Below are 15,747 nucleotides of genomic sequence, written 5' to 3' on the forward strand. Positions count from 1 at the left end.
CACAAATTTTAATTTAAGCCTCTATGTTTATATCATTAGACTTATTCGATTTTATTGATAATATATATTTAATTATCATTGCTACAATAAATACTGATACTATACAAGAATTTCCAACTAAGGTTCTAATAATCTCTGGAAACTTTTCTAAAGTCTGAGGAACTGAAGTTATACCTATACTTAAGGTAATTGAAACTCCTGCTATAAGATTGTTATCTGACGTAAATCCACATTGACTTATCATATCATAACCAGCCATAGCAATTGATGAAAATACGATTAAAGCGACCCCTCCTATTATGCATGAAGGTATAGTAGTTATTATTGCACCCAATAATGGCGAAAATCCAACTAAAATTAATACTACTCCTGTAATTGACAATACAAATCTACTAGTAACTTTATTTATAGCTACGATTGCAGCATTTTGACCAAATACTCCTGTTGGTATTGAACTAAATACAGATGCAATTATAGATGTTAATGCATTTCCCATTGTAGCAGACTCTAATTCTTTATCTGTAACCTCTCTATTCATAGCTCCCATTGTAGCAATTGTTGCTGCTCCCATCATATCAGCTATAGCTACCATAAATAAAATGGCAAACATTAATATTAAATCAAGTCTAAATTCTAGACCAAATGCCAATGGCTTTGGAAAAGAAAGTATTGATGTCCCTTGAATTGCAGAAAAATCAACCAATCCAAATGCAAGTGATACTAAATAACCAAATATTATACCTATTAAAATTGCAGCATCTTGAACCAAACCCTTGCCAAATTTCATAAGCAAAATTATGACTACAACAACTATAAGTCCTATTGCGAAATTTATAGGTTCTCCAAATGTGGCTGAGCCTTCTCCCCCAGCTAAATTTTTTACAGCGGTTGGAAATAGACTAATACCCATACAGGCAATCATTGTACCTGCTATAATTGGAGTAAATAAATGTCTTATCTTCTTAATTCCAAAGGCTATAAAAAACACTACTATTGCCCCTCCAATTTGAGCTCCAAAAAGAGCTTTAAGCCCATATTTTCCAGCTACTGAAAGACATGCACCTAAAAACACATAATTTGTTCCCATTATTACAGGAAGCTTTGAACCAAGCCTATGCCCTTTAAATAGTGGTATTGAGTACAATTGTAGTAAAGTTGCTATTCCAGCTACCAACATAGCACCTTGCATAAGCATAGTTGACATCTGTTTATCAAGCCCTACTATATTCGATATAAGCATAGCTGGAACCATATTACCAGCTATCATTGAAACAAAATGCTGTAATCCTAAAGGTAAAGCTTCCTTAAAAGGCGGTTTCCCCTCTAGATGAAATTTTGATGTATCGTGCTCTTTCATAAAATAAATCCTCCCATAAATTTTATTTTTCTTTACGACCATGAATTTATTAACAATTAATTTTGAGCTATACACATCTTAATCTAGTTAATTCTTAACTTAAATGATATTTATTTTAACTAAAATATTATTTATGTATAGTTGTTTAGTGCACTTAATCTTATTATTTATATTCTCTAAGTTTATACTTTTTATTGACATCATGCTCTGCTCTTACAAACTCTAAATTTCCTTCTCCCATTAATTCAGACATTCTTTTCTTTCTATCATTTAGCCAATCTTTATCAATATTTTTATAGTACTTGTAATCTGTCCAATATATTATTGATGTTATTTCTCCTGGATTACTTTCACTAATCCATATCTCAGAACCAGCAAATCCTTCTAATAATTCTAGACCTTTAATCCAAATCTCATAATCTAATTGTAAGTACTTTTCTATTAATTTAGTATCTATCCTAAAAGTTAGCTCTTCAATAAATAAAGGTCTTTCAAATGATTTTAATTTCATATTATATACTTCCCTCTTTAATATTTGACTACTTTTTTATTTAAATGCTTTTTACATTTAAGTACTTTTAACATAATATTCTTGCATATAACCACTCTTCATTTTTACTTCTTGCAAGACTACCTTCTAGCAGGAGGTACATGTATTGCTTTACCTACTATTCCCATAGTAGCTTCTGCAAAAGCTTCTGATAAGGTTGGATGTCCATGCATAGTACTTGCAACTTCTTCAACTGTCAACATTGCTTTCATTGCAATTACAGCTTCATGAATTAAATCACTAGCATTAGGCCCTATGATATGAACCCCATATATTGTAGTCTTATCTTTTGAAGCAATTACCTTAACCATACCATCTGAATCATTCATTGTAAGAGCTTTTCCATTACCAGAAAACTGAAATTTACCAACGACATAGTCTAAGTTTTTATTTTTGGCTTCTTCTTCAGACAATCCAACTGTAGATACCTCTGGAAAAGTAAAAATGGAATTTGGTACTAAGTCATAATCTACACTTGTTTTTTCCCCTACAATTCGTTCAACAACTACTTTGCCTTCTTCAGATGCAACATGTGCAAGCATTATTCCTCCAATTACATCTCCAATTGCATAAATACCTGGTACAGATGTGCAGTAATTTTCATCGACTTTTATTCCCTTTTTATCATATTTGATGCCTAAATTATCTAGATTTAGTCCATCTACATCTAACTCTCTTCCTGTAGATACAAGTACATTATTACAAGCAATCTTTGTTTTTTCTCCATTCTGATTTATATCTACTACTAGTTCTTTATCACTCTTAGATATTTCTTCTACTTTTGATGAAAGTAGTATTTTAATCCCCCTTTTATTAAGTAGTTTAGTTAACCTACTAGATACCTCATTATCAACCATAGGAATTATATTATTCAAGAACTCAACTATAGTTACATCTGAACCAAATTCATTTAAAATTCCTGCAAACTCAATTCCTATAACTCCACCTCCAATTATTACTAATTTCTGAGGCAACTTAGTTATTTCTAAAGCTTCTTTACTTGTTATTACTCCCTCCAAATCAATCCCTTTAATAGGAGGCTTAGAAGATTTTGAACCAGATGCAATTAAAATATTTTTTCCTTTAATTATCTTCTTTGAGCCATCTTCTAATTTTATCTCTACAGAATCCTTACTTATTAACTTTGCTTCTCCCTTTTCTACAGTCACTTTATTTGCTTTTAATAATCCTTTTACACCACTAGTTAAGGTCTTAACTATATGTTTCTTTCTTTTCTGAACTTTTTCCAAGTCTAATTTATATTCATCAACTTTTATCCCATATTCTTCAGCATAATTAAAATAATTTAAAACCTGTGCATCTTTAAATAGTGTCTTTGTAGGAATACAACCTGTATTTAGACAAGTACCTCCAAATTCATTCTTTTCTACAATTATAACTTTTAACCCCAGTTGAGCTCCTCGAATCGCTGCAACATACCCACCTGGACCACCACCAATTACGATTAAATCAGCGTTCATATTTATTTTTCCTCCTTTTAAGTTATAGATATTAATATCTATAATTAAAATTTTAGTATCAATATTTATAGCTTGTTAAATCTACTTTATTTTTAATACCATAACAAAGTTTCTGACGTGTAAAAATAAAATTATTTCTATGCATTCCTACTATCAATAGTTCCGAATGTGGATGTTCTAAATGGCTATAAGCTGTTGTACAGCCTGGAGTCATTTTCCCACCAACAAATACCATGGAATAATTCATAAAATATTCGTCTAATAATTCATTTTCAATTAGGTGAGTACAGTATGAAGGAGATTCGATACACATTTTTTCTATCCCTAGACTTTTAAGTACATAAAGTAATATCTTAGAGTCTGGAGTACTATCTTTACCAGTAACAATTACAGGACAAACATCAAAATCTTTGTATAATTCTTCAAATTTATAATCATCAACATCCTTAATTGAATTAAAACTCCCTATACATATGTGTTTTAAAGGAGAATTTTCTTTTATATAATCCCAACCATTTGGAGATGTGGCTATAACCATTTTATATTCCTGACTCTTATCAACTCTAAATGTATAATGGTCAAATGGAATATCTCTAGCATCAAAAGAAACTACTACTCCACATGGCTGATATTTTTTATTTAAATAGTCTTTTCTTTGCTGTGTCAAACTTTCATCAAATACATGACATGTTATCCCAGGTTCATTTTGCAACGTTCTAGCCCCTATAATTACAGCATCTGAATATGCTCTTAGAACATTTAAAACCCAAAAATCTGCCAAGGCTCCATCTGGATCAACAAAATTATTTTTTCCAATTAAAGGGCCTGCTTTATTGTCTTCATATGCCATTTTTCCATCAGATGAAAGCACCATAGATGAAAATATATATGGTCTTTTATCTTTTGATTTTGGAAAAAACAACTCTGTATAATACTCTAAAGCATCTGGTATACAGATATTTTCATTAGATTCTTCTTTTAGATTGTCTAATATCTTTTCATTTCTATTTAATACATTTATTTTTAAGTTATGTTTTGGTATATTGAAAAACTCAAGCTTATTCATACTTTGACCACCTTCTCTCAATTATTTTTTATAATCCATAAATTCTTTTTCCCCATTGCATATTTCCTAGACCAACATCCTCTATTAACTTACTTGATATTTTTTGAGTTTTATAGATTACTTTTTCTTCATCTATATTAACTATTTGATTCTTATCCATAACTACTTTTCCATCTATAATAGAAGTTTCTATATTATTTGGAGTAGATGAATATATTAATGAACTAATTGGGTCGTGAACTGGTATAGAAATTGCACTTTTATATGGATTATAAATTATAATATCAGCATTTTTTCCTATCTCTATTGACCCTAAGCAGTCTAATTTATTTATGGATTTTGCTCCTCCAAGTGTTGCCATTTCCAGTACACTTGACGAAGGTAAAAGCTTTGCATCTCTATGAGTAACTTTTTGTAATAATGTAGTCATTTTCATTACTTCTAACATATTTTGAGTATCATTACTCGCTGAGCCATCACAAGCTAAACTTATAGTCAATCCATTTTCAATAAGCTTTGGAATTGGTGCTACTCCTGCTGCTAGAACCATATTAGATACTGGATTATGAGATATTTTAACATCATATTTTTTAAATAACTCTATATCTTCATCTGACATTTGTATGCAGTGGACTGCAATAAAGTCAGGCCCTAAAATTCCTACTTTTTCAAGATATGGCACAGTCTTCATACCTCTATCTTCTAAACAGTATTTATCATCGTCCTTAGTCTCAAGTAAATGCATAGTTATTGGAATATGAAGCTCATTGGCTATATTTCTCATTTCTTTGTATCCTTCTTCTGTGTTATCCCATATAATACCAGGAGCTAATGCTAAACTTATTCTCGAGTGGTCTCTATATTTTTTCTCTAATCTTCTGACATCATCAAAAAACTTTTGTTCTGTATCATGATAGGTACAACCAAATTCTTTTGGGAATTTACTTGTATCTGTAAATCCTCTACCAAGTATTCCTCTTATTCCTAAGTCTTCAAATGCTTGAATTATACTATCATCAAGACCTTCTTTTCCATGACAGTACATATAGTCAAGTATAGTAGTTGTACCTGTTCTAATTGCTTCTATACATCCTGTTAAAGCTGCATAATAGCAACATTCTTCATCTATTTTATGTATAGCTCTTCTAACAGAGCTATCAAGCCAGTCTAACAATAATTTATCTCTTCCTAATCCCTTTAGCAAAGTCTGAAATAGATGAGAATGAGTACTTATAAATCCAGGTAAAACAAATTTACCTCTAGCATCTATAATTTTTTCAGAGATGTATTTTTCTAGTAAATTCTTCTTTCCTATATCAATTATCTTGTTCTTTTCAATTATTATACAAGCATCATTTAGTATTTCCCTCTCATTATTCATTGAAATTAGATAAGCGTTTTTAATTATCAAATCTACTTTTCTCATGTAGTAACCTCCATATAATTTTTTGCTATATCTTAATTTTGACAGATAGTTTGGAGAGAAAAAATCTTTCGAGAAACGCATAACAAACTATCTGTCAGATTACTGGTATACTATAAAATCACTTTAAATCTGGCTGAATTACATCCATCTAAAATCTAAAAGATTTTGTGTGACTTCTTGAAGAAAACGTGCTCCAGGAGCTCCGTCTACTACTCTATGGTCATGAGTTAAACTCATATTCATTGTTGAACCAGCGTAAAATGCACCATCTTTTACAAGAACTTTTTCTATTATACTTCCAATACCTAAAATTGCACTTTCTGGTGTATTTAATACTGGGGTAAAGTATGTTATTCCAAACATCCCTAAGTTAGTTATAGTAATAGTTCCATTACTCATTTCATCAGAATTTAACTTGTTATTTTTAGCTCTATCACTTAAATCACTTAGTTCAATACATATTGTTTTTAAATCTTTTAAATTTGCATTTTTTATTATAGGTACCACCAAGCCATTTGGAATGTCTACAGCTACACCTATATTAATTTCGCTACTTACTTTAAAATGATTTTCATCAACTATTTGTGTTCTAAGTTTAGGATGATTTTCAAGTGCTTCAGCTACAGCCTTTATTATAAGAGCTGTATAACTTAATTTAACTCCTACTTTTTTATACTTTTCTTTCAATCCTTTATATACTTTTGATAAGTTAGTAATTTCTAATTCAGTGGCAATTGTAGTTTGAGCTGTTGTCAATAAACTCTCATGCATTTTTTTTGCTATTACATTTTGCATTGGTGTCATCTTAGTTACCAAATCATTTTCTCCTATATTTACCTTAATGTTATTAACTTGAGAAATATTGGTAACTTCTTGCCGTACTTCTTTTTCTACTACTTTATTTTGATTGACTTCCATAACTTCTTCTACTGGATTATTGTTCATGAAATTTTTCAAATCATCAATTGTTATTGAACCATGTATTCCTGTACCCTCTATATTTGAATAGTTAATTCCTTTTTCCTCAGCTATTTTTTTAGCTCTCGGAGTTATTTTTTTGTCTATATTTAAATCTTTTTTCTTAGTTGCATTTTCTAAACTTAAAATATCTACCTCTTTTTCATTATCAGTTTTATCTATCAAATTAAATCCACTAATATCTTCATTGGCTTCTGCAATTATACAAATTAGTTCTCCACAATTAGCAATATCGCCCTCTTCAAAAAATTTTTTTCTCAATACCCCACTTTCTGGTGCTTCAACAGTATTAGTAATCTTGTCAGTTTCAACTTCTAAAATTTCATCACCCTTATTTACTACACTTCCTTCTTCAATCAACCATGTGCCAATTGTTCCTTCCTCCATAGAAAGACCAAACTTCGGCATCTTAACCTCTGTAATCATTGTTTATCCTCCCCTAACTAATATTGCATAACTTCCTTACAAGCCTTAATTAGATTTTCTAATTTTGGTAGAACAAAATCCTCTAAAACTGGTGCATATGCTACTGGAGCATCAATTGATGTAACTCTTTTTATTGGTGCACTTAGATACTCAAATACATCTTCATTTATCATTGCAGATATTTCAGCAGCCCATCCTCCAACTCTTGGACCTTCTTGAGCAATAACCAATCGACTAGTTTTCGCAACTGACTCTACTATAGTTTTTTTATCATAAGGAAATACAGTTCTAAGGTCGATTATCTCTACACTAATCCCTTCTTTTTCAAGTTGACTTGCTGCTTTATGTGCTAACCCTAACATCATTTGAGTAGCTACTATAGTAATATCACTTCCAGTTTTTTCAATCTCAGCTTCATATAGAGGAATTTCATATGGCTCAACTGGCACTTCTCCTTTAACATTGTATAGCATTTTATGTTCTAAAAATAATACAGGATTATCGTTTTTTATAGCTGAAAGCAACATCCCTTTAGCTTCATAAGGTGTTGTTGGTGAAACTACTACAAGCCCAGGTGTATTCATAAACCATGACTCTGCACAAACTGAATGATGATATGCACAGCGTATACCACCTCCCTGTACAGCACGAACAGTAATTGGGCAATGTGCTTTTCCTTGGAACATAAAATTTAATTTTGCTGCATTATTTACAAGTTGGTCAAAACAAACTCCCAAAAAATCTGCAAACATTATCTCTGGAACTGGTCTTAGTCCACAAAGTGCTGCACCATTTGATAATCCCAATATAGCTGATTCTGATAAAGCTGTATCTTTTATTCTATTTGGCCACTTAGCCATTATTCCTTTAGTAATCCCAAAATCTCCACCCATTTTAGCTACATCTTCACCTAGTATAAAAACTCTATCATCATTTTCCATAGCTTGATGAAGTGCTTCATTTATTGCCATTCCATATGAAAGTTTTCTTCCCATTATCTTATCTCCACCTCTCTATCAACATATGTGTGTGTAACTGCATCTTTAATATCTGGTGATGGACTCTCCAATGAGAATCTCAGCATTTCTTGAACATCAGCCTCTATTTCTTCTTCTATTTGCTTAAGTGATTCATCTGACATACCTTCTCTTTCAATAAGTATCTTTCTAGTTAACTTGATTGGGTCTCTATCTTTCCAATACTTAACTTCTTCTTCAGGTCTATATGCTGCTGGGTCTCCTGCAAAATGACCTTGCCAGCGATAAGTGAGAAATTCTATTAAAGTTGGTCCTTCACCTTTTCTTGCCCTATCTGCTGCTATTTCCACTATCTCAATTACTGCTTCTACATCATTTCCATCTACCCTATAACTTGGAATCTCATACCCCTCTCCCCAAGTTTTTAATTCTTTTTGAGGATGTGAATCTGTATAGTGTGTAGATATAGCATATTGATTATTAAGTAGGCAATATATTATAGGAAGTTTCCATGTTGCTGCCATATTAAGACTTTCGTGGCAAGTTCCTTCTCCTAAAGTTCCATCTCCTAGAAATACTGCTGTAACATCATCTGTTTCTTTATACACAGATGCAAAAGCTGTACCAAGACAAGTTACCATAGTTGAACCCTGTATTCCATTAAACCCCATATTTCTACATTCAATATCATTTATATGCATTGAACCGCCTCTACCACCATTTATTCCTGTAGCCTTAGCAAAAATTTCTGCCATTACAAGTTTTGGGTCAGTACCACAAAGTGCTATAGTTCCATGACCTCTATGGTCTGGAAATTTATAATCTGTTTTTCTAAGTGCATCAACTATGCCTGCTTGACAAGCTTCTTGCCCTATACTTAAATGAACAAATCCTGGTATTGTTCCATTGGCAGCATATACTTCTATTACTTCTTCAAATCTGCGAATCATAACCATGTCACGGTATAATTTTTCTAATCTTAACTTACCTAATGCCATCTTATCTCCCCCTGAATCAATAAATTTTTAAGTTGTTTATTTTAAGAAACTTTTTTCAAGTACTGAGTAATTTATTTCTCCTGCCGAAAATGATTTCCCAGTATTTATATTATGTATCTGTATTTTGCCTATTGAGTGTACATCATGGTCTACATAGAAAAAGTCTCTTCCTGCCTTCTCAAATACATCTTCAAACAACTCTCCATAATTTGGAGACGAAGTTTTCCCTGCCAACTGGTGTATAGTTTTTGCAATAGCAGTATCAGTCGAATCCACCCAAAACTCAGTTTCACTACCATAAATCAATGCATCATTTATTCTTCCCATAGTCTTAAGTTCATCTTTTAATACAGGTGCGATTGGTGCTTTTCCTCTAGCAAGTACAATTTGACCTGCATCAAAGTTTTTTTCAAACATCTTATGGCATACTTGCTCAATAATTCTTGCTGACACTTGCATTGATGCTACAATACATGTACTTGGTGAAATTAATATATATGTGTCTTCTGGTTTTACTTTACAAGCATTTGCAACCTCTAAGACCGTTTCATCATTAGGATATTTTATATCTTGGATACATAGGACTGCCTCATGATAAGTGTCTTTATATGGAGTCATTTCAAAATACCAGTCTGATTTAACTCTTGCTAAAGCTCTTGCTGGTCCTGACCCAATAGTTGCAAATTCACCTTCTCCAAGTTTCCATCCAGCAATCTGTGAACCCATACATGCAATCAATGGTTTATCTATAAATACTTCAACTGCTGAGAAAGAATATTCATCATTTAATTTAAAATCTCCTAATGATACTGTTCCTAGGTCGCCTATAGAAGCCCTAGTAAATAAAACACCTGCTTTCCAGCTTCCACTACAATTTAATCCCATATCAATTATAGTTGCTCCACAATCCATCTTAACAACTTCACACCCTAATGCTTCTGCATCTTCCAGTATCTCTCTTACTACCACCATAGCTTTCTTGTTTAAACTTATCATCTTTATACCTCTCAATATATATTTTATTTATGCCTTCTTCCCACATACATCAATTGCAGCTCCCATTATTGGACTTGCTTCATCAGATGCTAAGAAAGTTACAACTTTTGATACTTCTTCCACTTGCAACATTTCTTCAAGTGGTATCGTAACTGCATCATCATAGTCAAATCTTTTTCTTGTATATTCAGTATTAGTCATACCTAAATATATTGCATTTACATTGATTCCATACTCTTTTACTTCTTCTGATAAAGTTTGAGTAAAACTTACCATCCCACCTTTAGAAGCAGCATATGCCCCAAAACCCGGAAAAAAATGTTTTGCTGCTGTAGAACTAATATTTATTATTTTTCCATACTTTTTATCAATCATTGTTCTAAGAACAGCCTTAGTACAATAAAAAGTTCCACTTAAATTAGTCTTTATCTGAGCATCCCAATCTTCAATTGTAGTATCAACTACTGGAGCTGATTTATGGAGAGCTACATTATTAATCAATACATCTACACGCTCAAATTTATCTATTACTTCACTAAAACAAACTTCTACTTCTTCTGGTTTGCTTACATCACAAACTGAAACAAAGGCTTTACCACCAGATTTAATGATTCTTTCTGCAACATTATCCAATTTACTTTTAGTTCTACCAATTAAGACTACTGTTGCTCCTTCAATAGCAAAATCTAAAGCAAATCCTGCTCCTAATCCTTGCCCTCCTCCTGTTATCACAACAACCTTATCTTTAAATCTTAAATTCACAATCCATCACATCCTCTACATTCTTATAATTCAAACTTATATTTAGAAAAATATCTTACATTACAATATCTAAAGTATTTTAAATAAATATCTTTTTACTTTGTATAACTAATTTCTTTTGTATAAAACAACATTAAATATTTATATTATCCATTAAAATATTTTTCTTTAATGGCAAACTATAAAAATCACAGTTTAACGCATTTGCTACTGCATTTGCTACTGCTGGTGCTGATGGTACAACAGAACATTCACCTATACTCTTAGCTCCAAATGGACCTCCAGGTTCTCCACATTCTATCATTCCAACTTTTATTTGTGGCATTTCACTAGCCTTTATCATATGATAAGAGCGAAATGAATTAGCTTTTATTCTTCCTCTATTATCAAACTCAAGCGCTTCAGTTAACGCATATCCTATTCCCATTTGAATTGCTCCTTCAATCTGACCTTCTACAGACATTGGGTTCAAAGCTTTACCCACATCATGTACTGCAACATATTCTAAAACTCTTACACTTGCCAGTTTAGTATCAACCTCAACTTTAGCAAAATGTACACCATATGAACTTGCTCCAGTTTGAGATGCAAAAGTTTCAGCTCCTATAATCTCTCTTAAACTTACCCTTTGAGCATGTATCATGACATCGCATAAAGTGGCTTGTTTGTTGTTATTTTTGATAGAATAAACTCTATCGTCCTTAAATTCTATATATTCTTCATCCTCTTTTAAGAGTTGGGATGCTTCTTTTAAAAGCTCTTTTTTTACTGAGTTTGCTACTTTTAAAGCTGCATTTCCGGATACAAAAACTCCTCTACTTGCGTAATCTCCTAAATTCCATGGTGATGCTTCTGTATCTGCCTGTATACATTCTATTTTTTCCTGGCTTATTCCAAGTACTTCAGATATAATTTGCACCTGGACACTTACAGATGCATTTCCCATATCATGAGTACCTGTATATAATACAGCTGAACCATCTTCATTCATTTTCAACATTAAGGCTGTTATATCTCTATGTGCCCCAAAGCATCCATTTCCATGTGAACCAACTGCCATACCTACACCAATTAAAAACCTACCATTTGATTCATTTTGCTGTCTTATTTGTTTTTTCCAGTCAAATATTTCAGCACCTTTTTTTATACAGTCTATTGGTCTTGGATTACCATGAGGACTTTTAAATCGTTGGTCTATTCCATCTGGTTCAACTAAGTTCTTAAGCTGTAAATCTAAAATATCCATATTTAGTTTTTTTGCAATTTTATTTAGTTGGGATTGTTGTGCAAAAAAAGCTTGTGGAGAACCATATCCTCTCATTGCTCCTGCAATTGGTGTGTTTGTATACACTGGTATTCCTGTATATCTCATATTTTCAATCTTATATGCTTTAAATACTTTATGACTCATTGCTCCAATTACATTTAAAGCACTTGATGCATATGCTCCTGTATTTGTTAGAACTTTCATATCTTGTGCTACAATTTGACCATCTTTCATAACACCTGTTTTTAGATATACAACTGCACCATGTCTAGTTCTTGTTGAAGCAATAGTTTCTCTCCTGTTAAGTTCTAGTTTAACTGGCCTACCTGATAGTTTTGCTAATAATGCTACAATTGGCTCAATTGTAATCTCTAATTTACCTCCAAAAGCTCCTCCAATAGCTGGACTTACTAGTCTAACTTTATTCATTGGTACTTCAAATAACTTAGATAAGATTATCCTAAAGCCAAAAGTATTTTGATTAGGACTATAAACAGTAAGTTTTCCACTGTAATCATAATCTGCAATAGCCACATGAGTTTCTATTGCACCATGATGTATAGCTGGAAGTGTATACTTATCTTCAAAAATATAATCAGCTTTTTTCATAGCTTCTTCAATATTTCCACACTGTTGTACACTTACTGCAAGCTTGTTTCCACCTTTATGGATTGGATATGCACCCTCTTGTATTGCTTCTTCTGGATTAAATACTGATGGTAATTCTTCGTATTCAACCTCAATAAGCTTCAATGCTTTTTCAGCAGTTTGTAAATCTTCAGCTGCAACAGCTGCAACTTTATCACCAACAAAACGAACAGTATCATCAAAGATATGTTCAACCTCTGGCAACTCATGTTCATAAAATCTCATGGCACTATTAAAGGCTTTTTGAGGTGAGTTTTTATAAGTGGCTATGGCTTTTACACCTTCTAATTTTTCAGCTTTTGATGTGTCTATTTTTTTAATTTTTGCATGCGCTATAGGGCTGAATAAAACCTTAGCATAAAGCATATTTGGAATTTTCATATCCGCAGTATATTTAAGTTGGCCAGTAGCTTTAAGTACAGCATCTCTTATTGGGACTCTCTCACCAATAATTTTAAATTTATTACTCACAGGTTATACCCCCCATCCTTTTTGCTGATAAAAGTATAGCCTCAACAATTTTTACATATCCTGTACATCTGCAAAGATTGTTATCTATAGACTTTCTAACATCTTCCTCAGAAGGATTTGGATTTTTGTCTAGTAAGGCTTTTGCCGACATTATCATCCCTGGAGTGCAATATCCACATTGAACAGCTCCACAATCAATAAATGCTTGTTGAATTGGATGTATATTGATTCCATCTGACAACCCTTCAATTGTCAATATCTTTTTCCCAACTGCGTTTCTTGCTAGAATCAGACATGAATTAACTGCTTCTCCATCTAAAATTATTTTACAAGCTCCACAATCACCAGTACTACATCCACACTTACTTCCAGTTAAATTAAACACTTCTCTTAAAACATAAAGTAAAGTCCAGCTTTTTTTTATACTCACCTTTCTCAATCTGCCATTTATATCAAGTTCAATAACATCTATAATCTCCACCTTCTCCCCACATAATTTAAATTTTAATATTTTCTATGAAATTTAATCTTTGATTAATTTATCCAAGTTATTTACTCGCCTTTGACAAGTAAAATCCATAATTACTGTTAAAAAAGGAGGGGCAAGGCGCTCCTCCTGGATATCCTTTCAGATTATACTTTTATTAAAATGAGTATCATATCTTTTGATTATTTAGTTTTTTAAGGTTTTTGGGTAAAAAAAATAGAAGCAAGGCGCTCCTTCTTGGATATCCTTTCAGATTATATTCTGCTCAAATGCAAGCTATTAGGTTTCCTTCAAAGTTCAATTCTATTTTTGGTAAAAAAAATAGAAGCAAGGCGCTCCTTCTTGGATATCCTTTAGAATTACATTCTCTAAGCTTTACAACTTACTTTACTTTCCACTACATCTTCTTTTTCCTTAGGCAATACAATATTTAGTATTAAAGATAATAAAGCTGTTCCAGATATACCAGTCATTAAAGTGACTACAATGCTTGGTAAAAATGCTAATGCAGCTTGATTAAAATAACCACCCATACCAATGCCCAATGAGACTGCTAAAATTGTTATATTACGATTTGTCATCTTTCCCATTCCAATAACCTTAATACCTGATGATGCAATTGTTCCAAACATCATAACTAATGTTCCTCCAATAACTGGGTCTGGTGTTAAAGCTAATATCTGGGCAAACTTTGGGAAAAATGCTAATACGCCTAACATTACTCCTCCAAGTGCTACTATGTACCTACTTGCAACTCCTGTCATACAAATTATTCCTATGTTTGGACTACCTGATATAACTGGAAGCCCATTAAACAAAGCTGCAAAACAACTTCCAACTCCATCTGCTCTCACAGCTCTCATCAATTCTTTTTGTGTAGGTAGACGGTTTTCAACAGAACTGACAACACCTGTCGTATCTCCTATTATTTCCATAACTGTAACAATATGAATTGTACATATGGTTATAATAGCTCCCAAGTTGAACTCCAATCCCCAGTATATAGGTTTTGGCATTGCAAACCAATTTGCTTGTGCCATACTAGAAAAGTCAACCATACCAAATATTATTGCTACTACATACCCTATTACTATTGAAATTATTATGGATGCTACTTTTAGAAAACCTTTTCCAAATTGATTTAAAATGAGTGTTAATAATAATGTGAATATAGCTAAAGAAAAATTAGCAACTACATTAGGTCCATGAGCATCAAAAGATACTGCGTAGTCAAATGAAGAACTCATAAGTGATAACCCTACTGCCAAAACAACACTTCCTGTAACAGTAGGTGTAAAATATTTATGTAAATATTTTACTGCAAGAGGTCCTACTAAAGTTAAAACTAGACTTCCTACAAGTACTGCTCCAAAAGCTCCAGCAATACCAACATCATTATTTGTACTTAAGGCAATTAATGGTGCTACAAAGGTGAAACTTCCACCAGTAACAATTGGCAACCGTGACCCTATTGGTCCAATTCCCATAGATTGCAGTATGGTGCTCACTCCTGCAATCAACATCGAACATTGAATCAAAAATGCAGTCTCACTTAGTGAGAGACCCATGCCCACAGCTACTAAAATAGCACCTGACATAGTACCTGCAAAAGCAGAAAAAACATGTTGCATACTAAGCGGTATTGCTGTTAGAAGCTTTGGCTTGTCATTAAATCCATACTTGTAATTTTCCATATCTTACCCCTTATCGCTCCCGCCATTGCCGCCAAATGTATGGAGCTATGTAATAAATTATTAGTAACCTTAAAAGTTAGAGCCTAATAAATATTGCACAGTTACATTATGAAGTTTTAGTAATACATTTTGAAATTAGAAAAGCTCTAATTTAAGGAGTGGC

13 protein-coding genes are annotated in these 15,747 nt (G+C 32.5%); all 13 read right to left on the bottom strand.

Annotated features, from left to right (window positions below):
- Window positions 1-13 precede the first annotated feature (13 nt).
- Window positions 14-1,357 carry a uracil-xanthine permease family protein gene (locus IC758_RS15690; RefSeq protein WP_227434357.1) on the bottom strand — a complete coding sequence of 448 codons (1,344 nt, stop codon included), beginning with the start codon at window positions 1,355-1,357 and terminating at the stop codon, window positions 14-16.
- 163 nt (window positions 1,358-1,520) lie between these two features.
- On the bottom strand, window positions 1,521-1,868 hold the full coding sequence (locus tag IC758_RS15695) for a TIGR03792 family protein (protein ID WP_227434356.1): 348 nt from the start codon (window positions 1,866-1,868) through the stop codon (window positions 1,521-1,523).
- Window positions 1,869-1,987: 119 nt separating this feature from the next.
- Window positions 1,988-3,388 (bottom strand): dihydrolipoyl dehydrogenase, encoded by a 1,401-nt coding sequence (gene lpdA / locus IC758_RS15700; RefSeq protein ID WP_227434355.1) that lies wholly within the window; start codon window positions 3,386-3,388, stop codon window positions 1,988-1,990.
- A gap of 58 nt (window positions 3,389-3,446) precedes the next feature.
- Window positions 3,447-4,454, bottom strand: coding sequence for a dihydrofolate reductase family protein (locus IC758_RS15705; RefSeq protein WP_227434354.1), 1,008 nt, complete (start codon window positions 4,452-4,454; stop codon window positions 3,447-3,449).
- A 28-nt stretch (window positions 4,455-4,482) separates the two neighbouring features.
- Window positions 4,483-5,880 (bottom strand): amidohydrolase, encoded by a 1,398-nt coding sequence (locus tag IC758_RS15710; RefSeq protein ID WP_227482060.1) that lies wholly within the window; start codon window positions 5,878-5,880, stop codon window positions 4,483-4,485.
- A 138-nt stretch (window positions 5,881-6,018) separates the two neighbouring features.
- Window positions 6,019-7,284 (bottom strand): dihydrolipoamide acetyltransferase family protein, encoded by a 1,266-nt coding sequence (locus IC758_RS15715; protein ID WP_227434352.1) that lies wholly within the window; start codon window positions 7,282-7,284, stop codon window positions 6,019-6,021.
- Between the two features lie 17 nt (window positions 7,285-7,301).
- Window positions 7,302-8,279 carry an alpha-ketoacid dehydrogenase subunit beta gene (locus IC758_RS15720; RefSeq protein WP_227434351.1) on the bottom strand — a complete coding sequence of 326 codons (978 nt, stop codon included), beginning with the start codon at window positions 8,277-8,279 and terminating at the stop codon, window positions 7,302-7,304.
- Window positions 8,279-9,259 (bottom strand): thiamine pyrophosphate-dependent dehydrogenase E1 component subunit alpha, encoded by a 981-nt coding sequence (locus IC758_RS15725; protein WP_227434350.1) that lies wholly within the window; start codon window positions 9,257-9,259, stop codon window positions 8,279-8,281. The genes IC758_RS15720 and IC758_RS15725 overlap by 1 nt, the downstream gene beginning before the upstream one ends.
- A gap of 36 nt (window positions 9,260-9,295) precedes the next feature.
- The gene (mch, locus tag IC758_RS15730; RefSeq protein ID WP_227434349.1) at window positions 9,296-10,255 is read right to left on the bottom strand and encodes a methenyltetrahydromethanopterin cyclohydrolase; all 960 of its coding nucleotides are present in this window, start codon (window positions 10,253-10,255) and stop codon (window positions 9,296-9,298) included.
- Between the two features lie 27 nt (window positions 10,256-10,282).
- The gene (locus IC758_RS15735; RefSeq protein WP_227434348.1) at window positions 10,283-11,017 is read right to left on the bottom strand and encodes an SDR family NAD(P)-dependent oxidoreductase; all 735 of its coding nucleotides are present in this window, start codon (window positions 11,015-11,017) and stop codon (window positions 10,283-10,285) included.
- A gap of 133 nt (window positions 11,018-11,150) precedes the next feature.
- Window positions 11,151-13,403, bottom strand: coding sequence for a molybdopterin cofactor-binding domain-containing protein (locus IC758_RS15740; RefSeq protein ID WP_227860577.1), 2,253 nt, complete (start codon window positions 13,401-13,403; stop codon window positions 11,151-11,153).
- The gene (locus IC758_RS15745; RefSeq protein WP_413927142.1) at window positions 13,396-13,884 is read right to left on the bottom strand and encodes a (2Fe-2S)-binding protein; all 489 of its coding nucleotides are present in this window, start codon (window positions 13,882-13,884) and stop codon (window positions 13,396-13,398) included. The genes IC758_RS15740 and IC758_RS15745 overlap by 8 nt, the downstream gene beginning before the upstream one ends.
- Before the next feature lie 374 nt (window positions 13,885-14,258).
- Complete coding sequence (locus IC758_RS15750) at window positions 14,259-15,584, bottom strand: uracil-xanthine permease family protein (RefSeq protein WP_227434346.1); 1,326 nt, start codon at window positions 15,582-15,584, stop codon at window positions 14,259-14,261.
- Window positions 15,585-15,747 lie beyond the last annotated feature (163 nt).

This window comes from Clostridioides sp. ES-W-0016-02 (assembly GCF_020641035.1).
Lineage (GTDB): Bacteria > Bacillota > Clostridia > Peptostreptococcales > Peptostreptococcaceae > Clostridioides.

Bases quoted from the DNA above. Each gene is read 5' to 3' on its own strand.
- IC758_RS15690 (WP_227434357.1), bottom strand. From the start codon at position 1,357: ATGAAAGAGCACGATACATCAAAATTTCATCTAGAGGGGAAACCGCCT.
- IC758_RS15695 (WP_227434356.1), bottom strand. From the start codon at position 1,868: ATGAAATTAAAATCATTTGAAAGACCTTTATTTATTGAAGAGCTAACT.
- lpdA (WP_227434355.1), bottom strand. From the start codon at position 3,388: ATGAACGCTGATTTAATCGTAATTGGTGGTGGTCCAGGTGGGTATGTT.
- IC758_RS15705 (WP_227434354.1), bottom strand. From the start codon at position 4,454: ATGAATAAGCTTGAGTTTTTCAATATACCAAAACATAACTTAAAAATA.
- IC758_RS15710 (WP_227482060.1), bottom strand. From the start codon at position 5,880: ATGAGAAAAGTAGATTTGATAATTAAAAACGCTTATCTAATTTCAATG.
- IC758_RS15715 (WP_227434352.1), bottom strand. From the start codon at position 7,284: ATGATTACAGAGGTTAAGATGCCGAAGTTTGGTCTTTCTATGGAGGAA.
- IC758_RS15720 (WP_227434351.1), bottom strand. From the start codon at position 8,279: ATGGGAAGAAAACTTTCATATGGAATGGCAATAAATGAAGCACTTCAT.
- IC758_RS15725 (WP_227434350.1), bottom strand. From the start codon at position 9,259: ATGGCATTAGGTAAGTTAAGATTAGAAAAATTATACCGTGACATGGTT.
- mch (WP_227434349.1), bottom strand. From the start codon at position 10,255: ATGATAAGTTTAAACAAGAAAGCTATGGTGGTAGTAAGAGAGATACTG.
- IC758_RS15750 (WP_227434346.1), bottom strand. From the start codon at position 15,584: ATGGAAAATTACAAGTATGGATTTAATGACAAGCCAAAGCTTCTAACA.